21 protein-coding genes are annotated in these 18822 nt (G+C 58.8%); 18 read left to right on the forward strand and 3 right to left on the reverse strand.

The features are described 5' to 3' along the window. Positions 1-29 precede the first annotated feature (29 nt). Genes nuoH through ACRZ95_RS10480 form a run of 11 tightly spaced genes read left to right on the forward strand, consistent with a single transcriptional unit; the run spans position 30 to position 11328 of the window. Entirely contained in the window at positions 30-1067 is a 1038-nt protein-coding gene (gene nuoH / locus ACRZ95_RS10430; RefSeq protein ID WP_170678544.1) for an NADH-quinone oxidoreductase subunit NuoH, read from the forward strand. Position 1068: 1 nt separating this feature from the next. Continuing rightward, entirely contained in the window at positions 1069-1563 is a 495-nt protein-coding gene (nuoI, locus tag ACRZ95_RS10435) for an NADH-quinone oxidoreductase subunit NuoI (protein ID WP_039524264.1), read from the forward strand. Then, entirely contained in the window at positions 1560-1970 is a 411-nt protein-coding gene (locus ACRZ95_RS10440; protein WP_170678546.1) for a carboxymuconolactone decarboxylase family protein, read from the forward strand. Before nuoI ends, ACRZ95_RS10440 begins: the two co-directional genes overlap by 4 nt. Further along, entirely contained in the window at positions 1967-2569 is a 603-nt protein-coding gene (locus ACRZ95_RS10445) for an NADH-quinone oxidoreductase subunit J (RefSeq protein ID WP_170678548.1), read from the forward strand. The genes ACRZ95_RS10440 and ACRZ95_RS10445 overlap by 4 nt, the downstream gene beginning before the upstream one ends. Positions 2570-2573: 4 nt before the next feature. After that, on the forward strand, positions 2574-2879 hold the full coding sequence (nuoK, locus tag ACRZ95_RS10450) for an NADH-quinone oxidoreductase subunit NuoK (RefSeq protein WP_005984024.1): 306 nt from the start codon (positions 2574-2576) through the stop codon (positions 2877-2879). A 7-nt stretch (positions 2880-2886) separates the two neighbouring features. Next, positions 2887-5067, forward strand: coding sequence for an NADH-quinone oxidoreductase subunit L (gene nuoL, locus ACRZ95_RS10455; RefSeq protein WP_170678550.1), 2181 nt, complete (start codon positions 2887-2889; stop codon positions 5065-5067). Continuing rightward, complete coding sequence (locus ACRZ95_RS10460; RefSeq protein WP_170678552.1) at positions 5067-6611, forward strand: NADH-quinone oxidoreductase subunit M; 1545 nt, start codon at positions 5067-5069, stop codon at positions 6609-6611. The genes nuoL and ACRZ95_RS10460 overlap by 1 nt, the downstream gene beginning before the upstream one ends. Positions 6612-6626: 15 nt before the next feature. Then, positions 6627-8069, forward strand: coding sequence for an NADH-quinone oxidoreductase subunit NuoN (nuoN, locus tag ACRZ95_RS10465; protein WP_170678554.1), 1443 nt, complete (start codon positions 6627-6629; stop codon positions 8067-8069). A gap of 54 nt (positions 8070-8123) precedes the next feature. Next, positions 8124-8873 carry a biotin--[acetyl-CoA-carboxylase] ligase gene (locus ACRZ95_RS10470; protein ID WP_170678556.1) on the forward strand — a complete coding sequence of 250 codons (750 nt, stop codon included), beginning with the start codon at positions 8124-8126 and terminating at the stop codon, positions 8871-8873. A gap of 11 nt (positions 8874-8884) precedes the next feature. Continuing rightward, positions 8885-9664, forward strand: coding sequence for a type III pantothenate kinase (locus ACRZ95_RS10475; RefSeq protein ID WP_170678558.1), 780 nt, complete (start codon positions 8885-8887; stop codon positions 9662-9664). After that, positions 9661-11328, forward strand: coding sequence for a ribonuclease J (locus tag ACRZ95_RS10480; protein WP_170678560.1), 1668 nt, complete (start codon positions 9661-9663; stop codon positions 11326-11328). The genes ACRZ95_RS10475 and ACRZ95_RS10480 overlap by 4 nt, the downstream gene beginning before the upstream one ends. Positions 11329-11336: 8 nt before the next feature. Here ACRZ95_RS10480 and ACRZ95_RS10485 read toward each other — a convergent pair whose 3' ends face one another. Together ACRZ95_RS10485 and ACRZ95_RS10490 are read right to left on the reverse strand one after the other, a co-directional pair. Continuing rightward, entirely contained in the window at positions 11337-12038 is a 702-nt protein-coding gene (locus tag ACRZ95_RS10485) for an NUDIX hydrolase (protein ID WP_170678562.1), read from the reverse strand. A gap of 17 nt (positions 12039-12055) precedes the next feature. Beyond that, complete coding sequence (locus ACRZ95_RS10490) at positions 12056-12451, reverse strand: DUF983 domain-containing protein (RefSeq protein ID WP_170678564.1); 396 nt, start codon at positions 12449-12451, stop codon at positions 12056-12058. 213 nt (positions 12452-12664) lie between these two features. On the opposite strand from ACRZ95_RS10490, the gene ACRZ95_RS10495 reads away from it, so the two are divergent. Genes ACRZ95_RS10495 through ACRZ95_RS10510 form a run of 4 tightly spaced genes read left to right on the forward strand, consistent with a single transcriptional unit; the run spans position 12665 to position 14569 of the window. Continuing rightward, positions 12665-13132 (forward strand): EF-hand domain-containing protein, encoded by a 468-nt coding sequence (locus ACRZ95_RS10495; protein ID WP_170678566.1) that lies wholly within the window; start codon positions 12665-12667, stop codon positions 13130-13132. 6 nt (positions 13133-13138) lie between these two features. After that, positions 13139-13753 carry an RNA polymerase sigma factor gene (locus ACRZ95_RS10500; RefSeq protein ID WP_170678568.1) on the forward strand — a complete coding sequence of 205 codons (615 nt, stop codon included), beginning with the start codon at positions 13139-13141 and terminating at the stop codon, positions 13751-13753. Beyond that, positions 13746-14099 carry a hypothetical protein gene (locus ACRZ95_RS10505; RefSeq protein ID WP_480554916.1) on the forward strand — a complete coding sequence of 118 codons (354 nt, stop codon included), beginning with the start codon at positions 13746-13748 and terminating at the stop codon, positions 14097-14099. Before ACRZ95_RS10500 ends, ACRZ95_RS10505 begins: the two co-directional genes overlap by 8 nt. Then, positions 14096-14569 (forward strand): periplasmic heavy metal sensor, encoded by a 474-nt coding sequence (locus ACRZ95_RS10510; protein WP_170678570.1) that lies wholly within the window; start codon positions 14096-14098, stop codon positions 14567-14569. Before ACRZ95_RS10505 ends, ACRZ95_RS10510 begins: the two co-directional genes overlap by 4 nt. Before the next feature lie 5 nt (positions 14570-14574). On the opposite strand, the gene ACRZ95_RS10515 is transcribed toward ACRZ95_RS10510, so the two are convergent. Then, entirely contained in the window at positions 14575-15972 is a 1398-nt protein-coding gene (locus ACRZ95_RS10515) for a diguanylate cyclase (protein ID WP_170678572.1), read from the reverse strand. 89 nt (positions 15973-16061) lie between these two features. Here ACRZ95_RS10515 and ACRZ95_RS10520 point away from each other — a divergent pair, with 89 nt between their 5' ends. The 3 genes from ACRZ95_RS10520 to ACRZ95_RS10530 all read left to right on the forward strand — a co-directional run bounded on the left by ACRZ95_RS10520 (position 16062) and on the right by ACRZ95_RS10530 (position 18738). Further along, positions 16062-16346 carry a DUF3572 domain-containing protein gene (locus tag ACRZ95_RS10520; protein ID WP_170375177.1) on the forward strand — a complete coding sequence of 95 codons (285 nt, stop codon included), beginning with the start codon at positions 16062-16064 and terminating at the stop codon, positions 16344-16346. A 17-nt stretch (positions 16347-16363) separates the two neighbouring features. Further along, positions 16364-17056, forward strand: coding sequence for an HAD family hydrolase (locus tag ACRZ95_RS10525; protein WP_170678574.1), 693 nt, complete (start codon positions 16364-16366; stop codon positions 17054-17056). A 122-nt stretch (positions 17057-17178) separates the two neighbouring features. Then, a complete protein-coding gene (locus ACRZ95_RS10530) occupies positions 17179-18738 on the forward strand; it encodes a trimethylamine methyltransferase family protein (protein ID WP_170678576.1) in 1560 nt (519 codons plus the stop codon). The last annotated feature ends 84 nt before the right edge of the window (positions 18739-18822 follow it).

An 18822-nucleotide genomic window follows, 5' to 3' on the forward strand; every position in this document is an offset into this window, starting at 1 on the left:
ATCCCCGACGACCCACGGTGTGAGGACCAATGGCTGATTTCTTTAACACACCGGGCGGCATCGCCCTGATCGTCCTGGCGCAGGTGCTTGCCGTTGTGGCCTTTGTGATGATCTCGTTGTTGTTCCTTGTCTATGGTGACCGCAAGATCTGGGCGGCTGTTCAGATGCGCCGGGGCCCCAATGTGGTGGGCGCTTACGGTCTGTTGCAAACAGTCGCTGACGCGTTGAAATATGTGGTCAAAGAGGTCGTCATCCCGGCAGGCGCGGACCGCACCGTGTTCATCCTTGCTCCGCTGACCTCTTTCGTACTGGCAATGATCGCCTGGGCCGTGATCCCGTTCAACGACGGCTGGGTGCTGTCAGATCTGAATGTGGCGATCCTCTATGTCTTCGCCGTATCCTCGCTTGAGGTTTATGGCGTGATTATGGGCGGTTGGGCGTCGAACTCAAAGTACCCATTCCTCGGCTCGTTGCGCTCTGCGGCACAGATGATCTCCTATGAAGTGTCCATCGGTCTGATCATCATTGGCGTGATCATTTCGACCGGTTCGATGAACTTCGGCAACATCGTCGAGGCGCAGGACGGTCGCTTCGGCTTCTTCAGCTGGTACTGGCTGCCGCATTTCCCAATGGTCTTCCTGTTCTTCATTTCGGCGCTTGCGGAAACTAACCGTCCACCGTTCGATTTGCCCGAGGCGGAATCAGAACTGGTCGCAGGCTATCAGGTCGAATACTCGGCCACGCCCTTCCTGCTGTTCATGGCGGGCGAGTACATCGCCATCTTCCTGATGTGCGCGCTGACCACGCTGCTGTTCTTCGGCGGCTGGCTGTCGCCGATCCCGGGCCTGCCGGATGGAGTGCTATGGATGGTCGCGAAGATGGCGTTTTTCTTCTTCCTCTTCGCGATGGTCAAGGCAATCACACCCCGCTACCGCTATGACCAGTTGATGCGTCTGGGCTGGAAAGTGTTCCTTCCGTTCTCGCTGGCTTGGGTGGTGTTCGTAGCCTTCGCTGCAAAATTCGACTGGTTCTGGGGCGCGTTTGCGCGTTGGAGCGTAGGAGGCTGATATGACTCAAATCGACTACACCCGCGCTGCCAAGTACTTCCTGTTGCAGGACTTCTGGGTCGGCATGAAGCTTGGGCTAAAATACTTCTTCGCGCCCAAGGCCACCGTGAATTATCCGCATGAAAAGGGCCCTCTGTCGCCTCGGTTCCGCGGCGAGCACGCCTTGCGCCGATATCCTAACGGCGAGGAACGCTGCATCGCCTGTAAGCTCTGCGAGGCGATTTGCCCGGCGCAAGCCATCACCATCGACGCCGAACCGCGCGAAGACGGCAGCCGTCGCACCACGCGCTACGACATCGACATGACCAAGTGCATCTATTGCGGTTTCTGCCAAGAAGCCTGCCCGGTCGATGCCATCGTCGAAGGCCCGAACTTCGAATTCGCCACGGAAACCCGCGAAGAGCTGTTCTACGACAAGGAAAAGCTGCTCGACAACGGTGAACGCTGGGAAGCCGAAATCGCCCGCAATCTGGAAATGGACGCGCCGTACAGATGAGTGACACGCCGACAAACCCATTTGAGCTGATGATGAAGCAGGCGCAGGACATGGCCAAGGCGATGAATCCGGCGATGGAGAATTTCTCGCCCAAAGGGTTCGAGAACCTATGGCCGACCATGCCTAAAGAGGTCATGGAGATGATGTTCGGCAACACCGTCAACAAGGACGGGCTGGATGCCAAGACGCGTCTACTGCTGACGTTGGCTGGGCTGACCTGTCAGGGCGCTCAGGCGGATTCGGCCGTACGGCAGACCGTGCGCCATGCGCTTGAGGCGGGCGCAAAGAAACAAGAGATCGTGGAAACGATCGGTCAGATGTCGGTCTTTGCTGGCATCCCGGCCATGACACGCGCGCTGGATCTGGCGCAAGAGGTCATGGGCGAAAACGAGGATGAGGATCAATGACCGTCTTTGCCTTCTACCTGTTTGCCATCAGCACCATCACCGGCGGGCTGTTCACGGTGATCAGCCGTCAGCCGGTGCATTCGGTGCTGTGGCTTATCCTGTCTTTCCTGTCCTCGGCTGGGCTGTTCGTACTGCTGGGGGCCGAGTTCGTGGCGATGCTGCTGATCATCGTCTACGTGGGTGCGGTCGCGGTGCTGTTCCTGTTCGTGGTGATGATGCTGGACGTGGACTTTGCCGAGTTGAAGGCCGAGATGGCGCGGTACATGCCGCTGGCTCTGTTGATTGGTCTGGTGATCCTGATGCAGTTCATCATGGCGTTCGGAGCGTGGGACAGCGCGCAAGGCGTTGAGGCCAATCTGGCGCAACCGGTCCCGGCGGACCGCCACAACACTGAGGCGCTGGGTGTCATCCTTTACGATCAATACTTCCTTCTGTTTCAACTGGCGGGCCTGATCCTGCTGGTGGCCATGATCGGTGCCATCGTACTGACCCTACGCCACCGTCAAGACATCAAGCGTCAGGACATCGTCGGCCAGATGATGCGCGACCCGGCCAAGGCGATGGAGTTGAAGGATGTGAAACCGGGGCAGGGACTTTGAGAAGATGATCGGACTTGAACACTATCTTACGGTCGCGGCGACGCTGTTTGTCATCGGCATCTTCGGTCTCTTCCTGAACCGCAAGAATGTCATCATTCTGCTGATGAGCATCGAGTTGATGCTGCTGGCGGTGAATATCAACCTTGTGGCGTTTTCCAGCTTCCTCGGCGATCTGGTCGGGCAGGTGTTCACGCTGTTCGTGCTGACCGTTGCGGCGGCGGAGGCGGCGATTGGTCTGGCCATTCTGGTCTGCTTCTTCCGCAACCGTGGCACCATCGCGGTTGAAGACGTCAATATGATGAAGGGCTAAGAGAACTATGGAAACCACCATCCTCTTTGCCCCGCTCGTGGGCGCTCTGATCTGCGGGTTCGGCTGGCGGTTCATCGGTGAGAAAGCCGCCATGTGGACCGCAACGGGCCTGCTGTTTCTGGCCTGTCTGCTGTCGTGGATCGTGTTTCTGGCTTTCGATGGTCAGACCCAACAGATCGAGATCCTGCGCTGGATCGAGAGCGGCTCGCTGTCGACAAGCTGGGCCATTCGTCTGGACCGCCTGACCGCGATCATGCTGATCGTGGTGACAACGGTCTCGGCGCTCGTGCACCTCTATTCCTTCGGTTACATGGATCACGACCCGCAATGGCGCGAGGGCGAAAGCTATAAGCCGCGCTTCTTTGCCTATCTCTCCTTCTTCACCTTCGCGATGCTGATGCTGGTGACAGCTGATAACCTCGTGCAGATGTTCTTCGGATGGGAGGGCGTGGGCGTCGCCTCGTATCTGCTGATTGGCTTTTACTACCGTAAAACCAGTGCCAATGCGGCGGCCATGAAGGCGTTTATCGTCAACCGGGTTGGCGATTTCGGCTTTGCGCTGGGGATTTTCGCGATCTTCTTCCTGACTGACAGCATCAACTTCTCGGATATCTTTGCCTCGGCCTCTGACCTGTCGGAAATGCAACTCAGCTTCCTCTGGGGTGAGTGGAACGCGGTTGAGGTGATCTGTGTCCTTCTGTTCATCGGCGCGATGGGTAAATCGGCGCAGTTGATCTTGCACACATGGTTGCCTGACGCGATGGAAGGCCCGACCCCTGTGTCGGCCCTGATCCATGCCGCGACAATGGTAACGGCGGGTGTGTTCCTTGTCTGCCGCATGTCGCCGCTGATGGAGTTCGCGCCTGGGGCGACCGGGTTCATCACCTTCCTTGGGGCCTCTACCGCGTTTTTTGCGGCGACCGTGGGATTGGTTCAGACCGACATCAAGCGCGTCATCGCCTATTCAACCTGTTCGCAGCTGGGCTACATGTTCGTGGCCGCGGGCGTTGGCATGTATTCGGCGGCGATGTTCCACCTGCTGACGCACGCTTTCTTCAAGGCGCTTCTGTTCCTTGGGGCCGGTTCGGTGATCCATGCGATGCATCACGAGCAGGAAATGACCGAATATGGCGGGCTGCGGAAGAAGATCCCCTATACGTTCTGGGCGATGATGATCGGAACGCTGGCCATCACGGGTGTCGGTATCCCGCTGACCACCTTCGGCTTTGCCGGGTTCCTGTCAAAGGATGCAATCATTGAAAGCGCCTTTGCGGGCGGCACGGGCTATGCCTTCTGGATGCTGGTTATCGCTGCGGTCTTCACCTCGTTCTACAGCTGGCGTCTGATTTTCCTGACCTTCTACGGTACACCGCGCGGTGACAAGCATACGCATGATCACGCCCATGAAAGCCCGAAGGTGATGCTGATCCCTCTGGGTGTTTTGTCACTGGGCGCGGTTTTTGCGGGGATGATCTGGTACAGCAACTTTTTCGGTCACACGGACAAGGTTGGTAAGTTCTATGGGATTCCGGTTGCCGAGGCCTCGGCGCATGCTGAAGGTCATGACGAGGCGACCCATGCCGAGCATGTTGCCGATGGTACCGCCGAAGAGCATCACGGTGACGATCATGCCGATGCCCACTCGGATGAGGCGCACGGGGATGACCATGGGGATGAGGCGCATGGCAAGAAAGACGGCCACGGAGATCATCACTACGTCTTCGCGGGCGAACCGGGTGAGGGCGCTTTGTACATCGCGCCGGACAATACTGTGCTGGATGACGCCCATGCCGTCCCGAAATGGGTTAAGGTCTCGCCTTTCGTGGCGATGCTGCTTGGGTTTGTCGTGGCCTACTGGTTCTACATCGTGAACACGTCGCTGCCCGCGCGTCTGGCTGCAAACCAGCGTCCGCTTTACCTGTTCCTGCTGAACAAATGGTACTTTGACGAGATTTATGACGCGATCTTTGTCAAACCCACTCTGGCCCTTGGCCGCCTTCTGTGGAAGCGGGGCGATGGCAACACAATTGATGGCTTCCTGAACGGAGTAGCAATGGGCGTTGTTCCCTTCTTCACCCGCCTCGCAGGCAAGGCGCAGACCGGGTACATCTTTACCTACGCTTTCTGGATGGTGCTCGGCATAGCGGCCCTTGTGACCTGGATGTCGATCGGCGGAGGGGCACAGTAATGGACAATATCCTCTCGATCGTGACCTTCATCCCGGCCATTGCTGCGGGCATCTTGGCGCTGTTCCTGCATGGAAATGATGCGGCGGCGCAGCGGAATGCCAAATGGGTGGCTCTGCTTGCAACTACTGTGACCTTCCTTGTGTCGATTGGCATCTACACGGGCTTTGATCCTTCGAACACTGGCTTCCAGATGGTGGAAGAGGGCGAGTGGTTGATGGGTCTGAAGTACAAGATGGGCGTGGATGGCATCAGCGTGCTGTTCGTGTTGTTGACTACCTTCATCATGCCCCTGACCATTCTGGCCAGCTGGAACGTGACCGAACGGGTCAAGGAATACATGATCGCCTTCCTACTGCTGGAAACGCTGATGCTGGGCGTGTTCATGGCGCTGGATTTGGTGCTGTTCTACCTGTTCTTCGAGGCAGGCCTGATCCCGATGTTCCTGATCATCGGCATCTGGGGCGGCAAGGATCGCATCTACGCGAGCTTTAAGTTCTTCCTCTACACCTTCCTCGGCTCGGTGCTGATGTTGGTGGCGATGGTTGCGATGTACGCGGATGCTGGCACTACAGACATCGAGGCGCTGATGACCCATCAGTTCTCGTCCGAAAGCTTTAGCGTGTTGGGCATCTACGTCGTCGGCGGGATGCAGACGCTAATGTTCTTGGCCTTCTTTGCATCCTTCGCGGTGAAAATGCCGATGTGGCCGGTGCATACTTGGCTTCCGGATGCGCACGTGCAGGCCCCGACGGCGGGCTCGGTGGTGCTGGCGGCGATCCTCTTGAAAATGGGCGGCTATGGTTTCCTGCGGTTCAGCCTGCCGATGTTCCCAGTTGGCTCGGCGGTGATGACCGATCTGGTGCTGTGGATGTCAGCCATCGCCGTTGTCTACACCTCGCTCGTTGCGCTGGTGCAGGAGGATATGAAGAAACTGATCGCATACTCCTCGGTCGCGCATATGGGCTTTGTGACCATGGGGATTTTCGCGGCGAACCAGCAGGGTATTGATGGCGCGATCTTCCAGATGCTCAGCCACGGGTTTATCTCAGCGGCTTTGTTCCTGTGCGTCGGCGTGATCTACGACCGGATGCACACCCGCGATATCGACGCGTACGGAGGTCTGGTGATCCGGATGCCCGCCTATGCGCTGGTCTTCATGCTGTTCACCATGGCGAATGTCGGCCTGCCGGGTACCTCGGGCTTCATCGGCGAGTTCCTGACCCTGATGGGCGCATTCCAGGTCAACACCTGGGTAACCGCAGTGGCCGCGACCGGCGTGATATTCTCGGCAGGCTATGCGCTTTGGCTCTACCGTCGGGTCGTGTTCGGCGATCTGATCAAGGAAAGCCTCAAGGCGATGACCGACATGAGTTCGCGTGAGCGGCTGATCTTTGCGCCGCTCATCGTGATGACCATCCTGCTGGGCATCTATCCGTCGTTGGTGACCGATGTGATCGGGAATTCGACCGCCGCGCTGATTTCGAACTATGACACGGCTCTGGCCGCAGCTGAGGCTGCGACCCAGACGGCCGCTTCGCATTAAGGGAGCTTTGGAGACATGATCCAGGCTGATCTGACGATAATCCTGCCAGAGATCGTTCTGGCCGTGTATGCGATGGCTGCTCTGATCGGAGCCGTTTACACAAAGAAGGACGAGCTGGCTCCGGCATTGGTCTGGTCCACGGCAGGTCTAATGGCGCTTCTGGCGATTTGGATCTCAAGCAATGGCGACGGGACCAATGTGGCCTTCAACGGAATGTTCGTGGATGACGGCTTTGCGCGGTTCTCCAAGGTTGCCATCTTACTTTCCGCCGCTGCCGTTCTGGTCATGAGCCAGGACTACATGGCCCGCCGCAACCTGCTGCGATTTGAATACCCTGTGCTGGTCGCATTGGCTGCAGTCGGGATGATGATGATGGTCAGTGCGGGCGATCTGATGTCGCTTTACATGGGGTTGGAGCTTCAATCCTTGTCGCTCTATGTCGTGGCGGCGCTGCGTCGGGACAGTGCGAAATCTACTGAGGCCGGTCTGAAGTATTTTGTTCTGGGTGCGCTTAGCTCGGGCCTGCTGCTCTATGGCGCGTCTTTGGTTTACGGGTTCACCGGCACCACGCTGTTCTCGGGCATCATCGCCACCGTTCAGGCGGGAGACGTCTCGATCGGTCTACTCTTTGGTCTGATCTTCCTGATCTCAGGTCTGGCCTTCAAGGTCTCGGCCGTGCCCTTCCATATGTGGACCCCAGATGTGTACGAAGGGTCTCCGACCCCGATTACAGCCTTCTTTGCGACCGCTCCGAAAGTGGCTGCGATGGCGTTGTTTGCACGGCTTTTGCACGATGCGTTTGGAGGCATCGTTAAGGATTGGCAGCAGGTGATCGTGTTGCTGTCGGTTCTGTCCATGCTGCTAGGCGCGGTTGCCGCCATTGGCCAGCGTGACATCAAACGTCTGATGGCGTTTTCCTCGATTGCGCATATGGGTTATGCGCTGATCGGTCTGGCCGCAGGAACTGAGCTGGGCGTGAAAGCTATGCTGATGTATCTGGCGATCTATGTAACGATGAATATCGGCACCTTCGCGTTCGTTTTGATGATGGAGCGCGACGGCAAACCGGTCACCGACATCGACGCTTTGCGGCAGTATTCCAAGCGCGATCCGGGTAAGGCTCTAGCCGTTCTGATCCTGATGTTCAGCCTGGCGGGTGTACCGCCCATGCTTGGGTTCTTTGCCAAATTCGGCGTTTGGCAGGCGGGTGTCAGCGCGGGTCTGACCGGCTTGGTGATCGTATCGGCCATCGCCTCGGTCATCGGTGCATTCTACTATCTGCGGATCGTCTTCTACATGTATTTCGGCGCCGAGAACGAAGAGCCCATCGAAACTCGCTCAAACCCTGTATTGTGGGTGGCCTTGATGGGATCGGCGGCTTTGATGCTGATCGGCGTGTTTTACCAGTTCGGTGTCGAGGGCGCAGCAGCAGCTGCCGCAGCCACGCTTGTCAATTGATGAAAGCCGCCAACACGATGCACCTGCTCAACCCCGCAAGCGGACCTTGTTGACATGAGCAACTGGCCCGACGGGTACGGCCTGCACATCTTGCAAGAGGTGGACAGCACGCTTAACGAAGCCGCGCGTCTTGCACCCACGGCGCAAGGCCCCGTGTGGATCATGGCGCATCACCAGACGGCAGCGCGCGGCAGGCGAGGGCGGGCTTGGGCCAATCCCAAGGGCAATTTGGCCTCGACCCTTCTGATGCGCCCTCAGGGCGATCCGGAGAGCGCGGCTCTGCGCAGCTTCGTAGCGGCCTTGGCCTTGTTCGATGCCTGCGTCGCCGTGACGGGCAGAGCGTCAGGTTTGTCGCTAAAATGGCCCAATGATGTGTTGCTGAACGGCGGCAAGCTCGCGGGGATATTGCTGGAAAGCACCGGGCAGGGGCGCGGAGTGTCACATCTGTCGATCGGGATCGGCGTCAATCTGACCGAAGCCCCCGGTGCAGACGCTGTTGAGCCGGGCGCGGTTCGCCCAGTCTCCTTGCTGTCGGAAGCCGGCGCGCATGTCACGCCCGAGGATTTTCTGACTGAACTCGCCATCGCCTATGCCGGCTATGAAATCCAATTTGTCACTTACGGGTTTGAACCCATCCGCACAGCGTGGCTGGCCCGCGCAGCGCGGTTGGGTGAGGTCATTACCGCCCGTACCGCGACGTCGGAAACGGTTGGTACCTTCGAAACGGTAGACGCGGGGGGCAACCTTGTCCTAAACACCGCCAAAGGCCGTGTGAGCATTCCTGCGGCGGACGTGTTTTTCTGAAGGGGTCTCAGATGCTTCTGGCCATCGACTGCGGCAATACAAATACCGTTTTCTCGATCTGGGATGGTGAGAGTTTCCTGTGTACCCTGCGCACCTCGACCCATCACTCGCGCACGGCGGATGCCTATTTCACCTGGTATTCCACGCTGGTGAAACACTACGGGATCGAGGCTGAAATTACCGATGTTGTCATCGCCTCGACCGTGCCGCGCGTGGTTTTCAATCTGCGCATCTTTGCGGATCGGTTCTTTGGTTGCCGTCCGCTGGTTGTGGGCAAACCGGATTGCCTTTTGCCTGTCGCCCCACGCATTGACGAAGGCACGGTGCCGGGGCCTGATCGCCTCGCCAATGCGGTGGGGGCGTTTGACCGTCATGGCGGGGACGTTGTGGTTGTCGATTTCGGAACCGCGACCAACTTTGACGTCGTCGCCTCTGATGGGGCCTATGTCGGAGGCATCATCGCGCCGGGCGTAAACCTGAGCCTTGAGGCACTGCACCAAGGGGCCGCCGCCCTGCCACATATCGACATTACCCGCCCGGAAAAGGTGATTGGTACGAATACGGTTGGCTGTATCCAATCCGGCGTGTATTGGGGCTATTCCGGTCTGATTGAAGGGCTGATCGCCCGCATCAAGACCGAATACGGAATGCCGATGAAAGTCGTTGGAACCGGAGGGCTCGCACCCTTGTTCGATCAGGCCGACGTGGGGTTCGACGCAATCGAAGATGATCTGACGATGCACGGGCTGACCGTGATCCATCGCTATAACAAGGAAAATGGCTCAACATGAGCAGCGAAAGACTGATCTACCTGCCGTTGGGCGGGGCCGGTGAAATCGGCATGAATGCCTATGTGTATGGCTACGGCGCGCCGGGCAAGGAACGCCTGATCCTCGTCGATCTGGGTGTGACCTTCCCTGACATGGATACCACGCCGGGGGTGGACCTGATCCATGCCGATATCTCATGGCTAAAGGAACGCGCCGACCGGCTTGAGGCGGTTTTTGTCACCCACGCGCACGAAGACCACGTGGGCGCCGTTGCGCATTGTTATGAGGCGCTGGGGGCGCCGATCTATGCGCGCGCTTTCACCGCCAATATCGCCCGTCGGAAGATGGAAGAACACGGCCACCCTGAAGATGCTGTGCTCACTGCCTCGGCTTGGCCCGAGCAGGTCTCGGCCGGGCCTTTCACCGTTGGCTTCCTGCCAGTATCGCACTCGATCCCCGAAAGCGCCGCACTGGTGATCGACACGCCCGAAGGGCGGATCGTGCATTCGGGGGATTTCAAACTGGATACAAACCCGGTGGTGGGCGAACCGTTTGATCCCGACCTTTGGGCCGAGGTCGCCAAAACCGGCGTGAAGGCACTGGTCTGTGACAGCACCAATGTGTTCTCAAGCCACCCCGGACGTTCAGAGTCCGAGGTCGGACCCGAGATCACAAAGCTGGTTGAAAGCGCTGAAGGTATGGTTGTGGCGACCACATTCGCCTCGAACGTCGCTCGGGTGAAGACCCTGGCCGAAGCTGGCCAAAGGGCCGGGCGCTCGGTCGTGCTGTTGGGCCGGGCCATGCGCCGGATGATCGAGGCTGCAACGGAAACCGGCATCCTGTCGGATTTCCCCAAAGTGATCAGCGCCGAAGAGGCCGTAGAGCTTCCGCGTCAGAACCTGATGCTGATTGTGACCGGCAGTCAGGGCGAACGCCGTGCCGCCAGCGCGCAGCTGGCTCGTGGTAAATACCGCGGCATCGAGTTGAAAGAAGGCGACCTGTTCCTGTTCTCTTCGAAAACCATTCCCGGCAATGAGCGTGGTGTGATTTTCATCATTAACCAACTCAGCGAAAAGGGTGTGGATGTGGTGGATGACAGCTCGGGCCTTTACCACGTGTCGGGCCATGCCAACCGGCCGGATCTAGAGAAAGTGCATGGGTTGATCGATCCGCAGATGGTGATCCCGATGCATGGCGAACATCGCCACCTGCGCGAACATGCCAAACTGGCCGAGGCTGGTGGACGCACGGGTATTCTGGCCGTCAACGGCACCATGCTGGACCTGACCGGCAATGCGCCGAAGGTTGTCGACTATGTGGAAACCGGGCGGACCTATCTGGATGGCACGGTCAAGGTCGGGGCGCTGGACGGGGTTGTACGCGACCGTATCCGCATGGCGCTGAACGGCCACGTGACTGTGACCGTCATTCTGGATGAAGAGGATGAGCCTCTGGGTGAGCCATGGTGTGATACGATGGGGCTGCCGGAGATCGGAACCTCTCGCGCGGCACTGGTTGAGGTGCTTGAGGAAGACCTGAACCAGTTCCTGATGCGGGCCGAGGCCAAGACCCTGCGCGACGATGACAAGCTGGAAGAGGCCATGCGCCGGATCGTGCGTCAGACGGCCAAGGCAGAGGTCGGTAAAAAGCCCGAAGTCACAGTTGTGATCAGTCGCATGAAATAAGGTTGGGGTCAGTCAACCTCGGGCATGGGGTACCCCCTGAGCCTTTGGAACAGGTCGGCCTCGTCATTGTTTAGAAAAAACGGAACAGAGGTTGGCGGTGTCGGGTCGGTGACCCGGGCTGTGATCTCGGCCAGCACGACCTCGGTGATGAAGGGCAGGTCGAAGTCTCGAACCTCGTCCAGTTTGACCCATTGCAGGTGCGACAGCTCATCCGAGGCGCGGCTGAAATCGTCCAGATCGCCTTGAATTGCCTGCGCATCGACCAGAAAGAACCGCGCATCAAACCGTCTGGGCCGACCTGGAGGGGTAACCGCGCGGAACACGAACTGCAGCGCCTCGGCCGAGGGTTTGTAACCCAAAGCTGCAAAGCTGACCCAATCCGACGGAGCATCGCCCTCCCATTCACCGGGTTGGCCAAGGACCATCCCGGTTTCCTCCCACAACTCTCGAATGGCTGCGACGGCAAGCGCCTGCTGCAGGTCAGCCTCGGCCTGCTCGGCCAAGCGATCATAGCAGAGTTGGGGCAGCGGGGCGGCCAGTGGGATGCTCGCATCCTCGGGGTCGACCGCGCCGCCTGGAAACACGAATTTGTTCGGCATGAACGCCGCTTTGGCCCCACGTTGCCCCATCAGGATCGAGGGCGCGGTAAAACGGTCCCGCAATACGATGACGGTTGCTGCGTTGCGGATGGCGGTCTTGTCGACGCTCATGCTGGTGCCCGCTGCGGTCACGCGGCTTTCTCGAACCCATGCATGCGCCGCGCCCATTGATAAGCCACGACAGCCCCCTTCAGGCGAGGCAGCAGGAACAGCGACAGCGCTATGCAGCCGACGGAAAACCCGATGGCCATGGTCCACGGGTCCGGTCGCCAATGTACGTATGAGACGTGCAGAGCAGGGGCCAGCAGGTGCCCGACCAACAGAATCGTCAAATAGGCGGGGCCGTCATCTGCGCGGTGGTGAAACAGCTCTTGCCCGCAATTTGCGCAGTTGTCGTTAACCTTCAGGTAGCTATGCAACAGCTTGCCTTCACCACATTTCGGGCATTTGCAACGAAAGCCTTTGACCAAAGCAGGCCATGTTTCACGCTCTTCTTCCACTGCGGGGGTGATCGTTTGATCCATGATAATGTAACTCGCGCATCTATCTTTGGCGGATAATGGGCCTGTTTGCCGCAATAGAAAAGGGGGGTGCGTCGCTTTGCATCGTTCGGTCCGGGCAAGAGTTCGTTACCAGCTGATCCTTCGCTAAACTTTTTTCGACGGAAACCCGATGGTGCCGCGTTTGAATGGGTATGAGCAGCGGCAATCAGGTCGCGCCAATATGGGGAAACCGATATGAAGAACTCGAAATTCATCCCGGCCATCGTTCTGTCGGCAGTGGCGATCACAGGTACATCGGCACTGGCAGCAGGCCCAAAGGATCGTGAGCCTGTCTCGTTTCAGGAGTTGGACGCCAATGCGGACGGCCAGATCACGAAAGAAGAGATGCAGGCCCATCGCGCGCAACGCTTCACGAAGGCGGATACTGACGGCGACGGACAGATAAGCCTTGAGGAAATGCAGGCCGCGGCCCAACAGAAGGCCAATGATCGCGTGACCAAGATGTTCGAGAAGCATGATGCGAATGGCGATGGGGTCCTCAGCACCGATGAGTTGCCCAAACCGCGCCGGGCTGACAAGATGTTTGATCGGATCGACGCGGATAGCAGCGGCGGTATCTCGGAACAGGAATTTGCCGATGCAAAAGACAAGATGGGCAAGCATCACAAGAAGCGCCAGAAATCGGACGCTGACGATAGCTGATGCAGGATGGAGGATCTGACCTCCCACCCTCAAGATGTTCGCGGTGCGGGGTGCGCCGCGGACGACCTTGGTGACGATAGGTTGCTGAGGATGTTTGCCGATGGCGATGCCGGGGCGGCGCGGATCCTGACGGACCGGCTGGGCCCGCGTTGCTACTCGGTCTCTCTGCGCATGCTGGGCAACCGGGCCGAGGCCGAGGATGTGACGCAGGATGCCATGATGCGGCTGTGGCAGATGGCCCCCAAATGGGTGCCGGGCACGGCCAAAGTGTCGACCTGGCTCTATCGGGTCACGCTGAACCTGTGTCTGGACCGTAAGCGCAAAAAGACGCCTGAGCAGCTCTCCGAGGAGGCTGAGCCGCCCGACAACGCGGCCAGCGTGGTTGAGAAAATGCAGGATACGGCGCGCCATGACGCGTTGCAGGTCGCGCTTATGCAACTGCCCGACCGACAGCGACAAGCCGTCGTTTTGAGGCATATTGAGGAACTGTCCAACCCCGAGATTGCCGGGGTCATGGGCCTATCGGTAGAAGCGGTTGAGAGCTTGACCGCGCGTGGAAAGCGGGCTTTGTCGGCCATATTGGCCGGACGGCGGGAAGAACTGGGGTATGACGATGGCTGATGACGACATGGAACTGGAAAACCTGTTTGCTCAGGCGCGCAATGACCGACCCGAGTTGCCGGATGATCTTGCCGTGCGTATCCAGACAGACGCTGAGACCACTCGGCTAAGGAGGTTGGCGAAACACACGCGCCCTGAACGGTCCCTGTGGTCGCGCCTTCTGGACAATATAGGTGGATGGCAGGGCTTTAGCGGCTTGGCCGCTGCCAGCGTCACTGGGATTTTCATTGGGTTTTTTGCGCCTGCCGTTCTCCCGGATACGGTCGGCCTGTTCGGTGCAACGGATGGCAGCGTTCTGGCGACTGACCTTGGATTTGACACCAGTTTTCTGGAGAGTACGGAATGAGCACTGATCCAAAACCGAAACGTCGTTGGATGCCGATCGTTCTGACCCTCTCTCTGGCGATCAACCTGTTGGTCATAGGGGTCGCGGTCGGCAGCGTATTGCGGCTGAAGAATGGCGATCACGCCAAGGCACCGCCGGGCTTTGGGCCCGCATTGTACCGGGCCTTGCCGAAAGAGGACCGCAAATCCCTGAGGCGAGAGCTATCCGGCCTGCACGGCAAAGGGGCCAAGGGGCGATCGAGGGACTTCATGGTTGTGACCGAGGCGTTGCGGGCTGTTCCATTTGATCCCGAAACTGTCACGCTATTGCTGCAGCAGCAGGCGCAAGCGACCGCGGACTTGCAGGCCGCGCTGCAAGAAAAATGGTTGGTTCTGGTCACGCAGATGAGCGACGAGGAGCGTCAGACCTATGCGACCCGTCTGGAAGAAGTCGTCAAACGCGGTCCGCGCGGTCAAAAGAAAAAGCACTGAAGCGATCAGGCAGCGCTTTGCCTGATCTGCACTTGGTTGCGTCCGGCCTGTTTGGCCGCGTAGAGCGCTTTGTCTGCGGATTTGATCAACTGCTCAACGGGTTCGGCCTCTTCTTGTGAAAGGTAGGTCGGCGCAGACATTTTCAGGCCCACACTAATGGTTACGGAAACCGGTGTGCGTTGATCGGGCAGGCGAAAAGGTACTGCACAGATCGCCTCGCACAGGGTGCTTGCCATCGTCAGCGCCTTGGCGCGCGAGATATTGGGAACGGCGATCATGAATTCCTCTCCTCCGATGCGCGCGACGAATCCGGCCTTACCGACGACCTGTTGCATCCGTGCCGCCGCTTGAGTCAGCACGCAATCACCACTGGCGTGACCGTATTCGTCATTGATCGCCTTGAAATGATCCAGATCGGCCAGCATCAGGGCAAAACCCCGTCCGGTCTGTGCCGATTGCTGTGCAATCTGCTGGATTGCGCGCATGGCATAGCGGCGGTTCTGCAACCCGGTCAGAGGGTCGATCCACGACTCGGCGATCCCCTTCTTCAGCGAGTCTCGCATCTGGTCCATCCGGCTTTTGCGGGCAATCTGGTTGTCCAACCGCAAGACGATCTCGTCAGCGCAGAACCCGCCGAGACAGACGGCATCTGCCCCCCGGTCCAGCGCTTCGGACGCGCGGGTGGCGTTGTTGTCGCTCAGCACCCCGATCAGAACCGTATGACGTGTAGCTCCGCGTGATCTGAGGTCGGCCAGGATGTTCAGCGCGGATCGGTCTGCATCCAGCTCGACCACGATTGCATCCGGGACGGGGCCTGAGAGCAAGGCCTGAAGATCCGATTGGTGGTGCGAGGTCAGGGCATAGCGGGAGTGCCCGGAAAGCGCCTTTTGCCAAAGCGCGCCGTTGCGTGGCGTTTGCGCCAAAACCGCAACGCGGGCCCTTTTGGGGGCAGTAATGAGCGGCGTATCCGGCTCGGCCAGGCCAAGAGACTGTGGGTCCTCGCGCAATTGCAGGTCCTGCGTGTCGGCGCGCGCGCGCAAGAGGCTGCGGATACGGGCCAGCAGCAGTGTATCCTTGAACGGGTGGGTCAGAACATCATCCAGACCATCGGCCAAAGCCCGCAATCGAGCTTGCTTGTAATTCTGGGCGGTCAGGGCCACGACGGGCACGTCGCCCAAGGCCGGATTTTCCGTGATCAGGCTTTTGACATCCGCCGCTGTGCCGTCGGGCAGCGTTTGTGCGGTCAACACGAGATCAGGCCGCACACGCCGCAAGAGCGCGGTGAGGCCTTCCAATTTCTCACCTTGCACCACGTGGTACCACGCCGCCGTCAGCTGAACCTTCAGCATGATGCGGTTTGTGGATACCCCATCTAAAACAAGGATGGTTCCCTGCACGGACATAGTCGCTCACCATTGATTGCATGCTTGAACAAAGTGTTTATGAGTCTGGTTAACAAACCCTTTCCAAGACAGGGAACTAAGGCCAGTTTATGTCGATTTCCGAAGATTCCGCCCAAACTCTTGCCCTGAATGCCCTCGGATGGTTAGTCGGGAATGAGGAGCTTTTGCCCATTTTCCTGGGCTCGACCGGCGCCGCAGCGAATGATCTGCGCGACAGGGCAGGTGAGCCCGAGTTTCTGGCCTCGGTTCTGGATTTCCTGATGCTTGACGATTCGTGGATCATGGCATTTTGTGACGCGGCGGCGGTGCCGTATGACCAACCCGCTCAGGCACAAGCGGTGTTATCGGGTGGTTCCGACGTTCACTGGACCTGACTCTGCAGGAGCTTTTCATGCCAATAGATGCGATCGTGTTCGACAAGGACGGCACGCTGTTTGACTTCGCCAACACCTGGGGCACGTTCGGACGGACCATGTTGTTGCGCGTGTCCGAGAATGACACGGCCCGCGCAGCGGAACTGGGTCGGATCATCGGCTTCGACCTTGAGACCGAGACCTATTCTCCTGATAGCGTCGTTATTGCAGGGACCGTTGAGGAAATCGCGGAAGCCTTGTTGCCGCATGTCGATGACATGCCGTGTGACGCCTTGATCGAGTTATTGAATGCCGAGGCCGCAGCCGCGCCGCAAGCTCAGGCGGTGCCTTTGGGGCCGTTCCTGGATGCGTTGAAACAGGCCGGCCTCAAGCTGGGGGTCGCCACAAATGACAGCGAACACCCGGCGCTTCAGCATCTGGAGTCGGTGGGCGTCAAAGACCATTTCGACTTTATTGCCGGTTATGACAGTGGACATGGCTTCAAACCCGGCCCTGGCCAGTTGCTGGCATTCGCCGCGCATATTGGCGTGCAGCCGGACCGCATCGCCATGGTCGGCGACAGCCTGCACGACTTGCAGGCCGGGCGGGCGGCAGGGATGACCACGATCGGAGTCCTTACCGGTCTCGCCAAAGCCGACGTACTGGCGCCGATGGCGGATGTTGTCTTGCCCGACATAGGTCATATCCCGGCTTGGTTGGCGGATAACTAGATCTGCAGAATCCGTTTCCGGCGGTTCAAAGCTTGTAAACGACAAAATCTGTCGCAGATGGAACGGCCTGTTCCCGCTTTCCCGGGCTTGCTTGAGAGCAGGCAACTGGCAGGGAGTCGAACATGGCCGGAACCAAATCGCGCAGGCGTCGTAGCGGAGGGCGCGCTGGCGCTGCCGAGCGCAGGGGAAGCGCGGCTATTGATCAGATGCCGTGGAACCCTCCGGTCAATATCGATGCGCCGACCGAGCCTCTGGGTCCGGACGGGATCGAGGCAATCCACGACGGTGCCATGCGAATTCTCGAAGAGATCGGGGTCGAGTTCTATAACGAAGAAGCGATCGGAATCTTGCGTGAGGCAGGCTGTAAGATAGACGGTGACAACGTACGGATGGACCGTGATTTCGTGATGGAGATGGTGGCAAAAGCCCCGAGCCGTTTCACGATCACGCCGCGCAATCCCGACCGGACGATCGAGATTGGTGGGCGGAACATCCTGTTCGGCAACGTCTCCTCCCCTCCGAATTACTGGGATATGGAGATCGGAACCAAAGTTCCCGGCAACCGCGAGATGTGCCGTAACCTGCTGAAGCTGACACAATATTTCAACTGCATCCATTTTGCCGGCGGCTACCCGGTTGAGCCGGTCGATATTCACGCCAGCATCCGCCATCTGGATGTGCTTTATGACAAGCTGACCTTGACGGATAAGGCGATGCACGCCTATTCACTGGGTAAAGAGCGGGTCGAAGACGTGATGGAGATGGTCCGTATCGCAGGCGGGTTGAGCCATGAAGAGTTCGAAGCCACACCACGGATGTACACCAACATCAACTCGACCTCACCGCTGAAGCACGACCACCCGATGATTGATGGCTGCCTGCGTCTGGCGCGGCGCGGTCAGGCGATTGTTGTCACGCCATTTACCTTGGCCGGAGCGATGGCCCCTGTCACCATCGCGGGCGCGGTGGCGCAATCTCTGGCCGAAGCTCTCTGTGCTATCGCTCTGTTCCAATATGTGCGCCCGGGGATTCCCTGCGTGATTGGAACCTTTACCTCGAACGTGGATATGAAATCCGGGGCCCCGGCTTTTGGGACGCCAGAGTATATGCGGGCCACTCAGATGACCGGCCAGATGGCGCGCTTCTATGGTCTGCCGATGCGATCGTCGGGCGTCTGTGCGGCAAATGTGCCAGATGGGCAGTCGGTATGGGAAACGTCAAACTCGCTCTGGGCGTCGGTGCAATCGGGGACCAACATGGTCTATCACGCTGCGGGATGGCTTGAGGGCGGGCTGATTGCAAGTCCTGAAAAGTTCATTATGGATTGTGAAATCCTTCAGCAAATTCAGAGGTATATGAATCATGATCTCACCGCGACCGGCCCGGATGAAATCGCCCTGGACGCTATCCGTGCGGTCGGGAATGACGGGCATTTCTTTGGCATTCAGCACACTCAGGACCGCTACACGACCGCCTTCTATCAACCGTTTCTGAGCGACTGGAAGAACTACGAAGGCTGGGAGATCGCAGGAGGTATTTGGACCGCTGAGCGCGCGCATCACATCTTCAAAGAGATCATCGGAAGTTTCGAAGCACCCCCTCTGGATGAGGGTATTCGCGAGGAGCTGGCTGAGTTCGTCACCCGCCGCAAAGCCGAAGGTGGGGCACCGACGGACTTTTGATATCGTTTTGATACTAATGGGTCTTTCCGCTGATCAGCGGCGGTTCTTGGCTATTTGTTAAGGAGTGTCAGGCCACAGTACGGA

The organism is Ruegeria sp. AI3 (assembly GCF_056541245.1).

Excerpts from the sequence above, each read along its gene's own strand:
- nuoH (WP_170678544.1), top strand. The coding sequence starts at position 30 with ATGGCTGATTTCTTTAACACACCGGGCGGCATCGCCCTGATCGTCCTG.
- ACRZ95_RS10490 (WP_170678564.1), bottom strand. The coding sequence starts at position 12,451 with ATGGATCAAACGATCACCCCCGCAGTGGAAGAAGAGCGTGAAACATGG.
- ACRZ95_RS10530 (WP_170678576.1), top strand. The coding sequence starts at position 17,179 with ATGGCCGGAACCAAATCGCGCAGGCGTCGTAGCGGAGGGCGCGCTGGC.
- ACRZ95_RS10480 (WP_170678560.1), top strand. The coding sequence starts at position 9,661 with ATGAGCAGCGAAAGACTGATCTACCTGCCGTTGGGCGGGGCCGGTGAA.
- nuoN (WP_170678554.1), top strand. The coding sequence starts at position 6,627 with ATGATCCAGGCTGATCTGACGATAATCCTGCCAGAGATCGTTCTGGCC.
- nuoK (WP_005984024.1), top strand. The coding sequence starts at position 2,574 with ATGATCGGACTTGAACACTATCTTACGGTCGCGGCGACGCTGTTTGTC.
- ACRZ95_RS10460 (WP_170678552.1), top strand. The coding sequence starts at position 5,067 with ATGGACAATATCCTCTCGATCGTGACCTTCATCCCGGCCATTGCTGCG.
- ACRZ95_RS10500 (WP_170678568.1), top strand. The coding sequence starts at position 13,139 with ATGGAGGATCTGACCTCCCACCCTCAAGATGTTCGCGGTGCGGGGTGC.
- ACRZ95_RS10485 (WP_170678562.1), bottom strand. The coding sequence starts at position 12,038 with ATGAGCGTCGACAAGACCGCCATCCGCAACGCAGCAACCGTCATCGTA.
- ACRZ95_RS10520 (WP_170375177.1), top strand. The coding sequence starts at position 16,062 with ATGTCGATTTCCGAAGATTCCGCCCAAACTCTTGCCCTGAATGCCCTC.
- nuoI (WP_039524264.1), top strand. The coding sequence starts at position 1,069 with ATGACTCAAATCGACTACACCCGCGCTGCCAAGTACTTCCTGTTGCAG.
- ACRZ95_RS10475 (WP_170678558.1), top strand. The coding sequence starts at position 8,885 with ATGCTTCTGGCCATCGACTGCGGCAATACAAATACCGTTTTCTCGATC.
- ACRZ95_RS10445 (WP_170678548.1), top strand. The coding sequence starts at position 1,967 with ATGACCGTCTTTGCCTTCTACCTGTTTGCCATCAGCACCATCACCGGC.
- ACRZ95_RS10495 (WP_170678566.1), top strand. The coding sequence starts at position 12,665 with ATGAAGAACTCGAAATTCATCCCGGCCATCGTTCTGTCGGCAGTGGCG.
- ACRZ95_RS10525 (WP_170678574.1), top strand. The coding sequence starts at position 16,364 with ATGCCAATAGATGCGATCGTGTTCGACAAGGACGGCACGCTGTTTGAC.
- ACRZ95_RS10510 (WP_170678570.1), top strand. The coding sequence starts at position 14,096 with ATGAGCACTGATCCAAAACCGAAACGTCGTTGGATGCCGATCGTTCTG.
- ACRZ95_RS10440 (WP_170678546.1), top strand. The coding sequence starts at position 1,560 with ATGAGTGACACGCCGACAAACCCATTTGAGCTGATGATGAAGCAGGCG.
- ACRZ95_RS10505 (WP_480554916.1), top strand. The coding sequence starts at position 13,746 with ATGGCTGATGACGACATGGAACTGGAAAACCTGTTTGCTCAGGCGCGC.
- nuoL (WP_170678550.1), top strand. The coding sequence starts at position 2,887 with ATGGAAACCACCATCCTCTTTGCCCCGCTCGTGGGCGCTCTGATCTGC.
- ACRZ95_RS10515 (WP_170678572.1), bottom strand. The coding sequence starts at position 15,972 with ATGTCCGTGCAGGGAACCATCCTTGTTTTAGATGGGGTATCCACAAAC.
- ACRZ95_RS10470 (WP_170678556.1), top strand. The coding sequence starts at position 8,124 with ATGAGCAACTGGCCCGACGGGTACGGCCTGCACATCTTGCAAGAGGTG.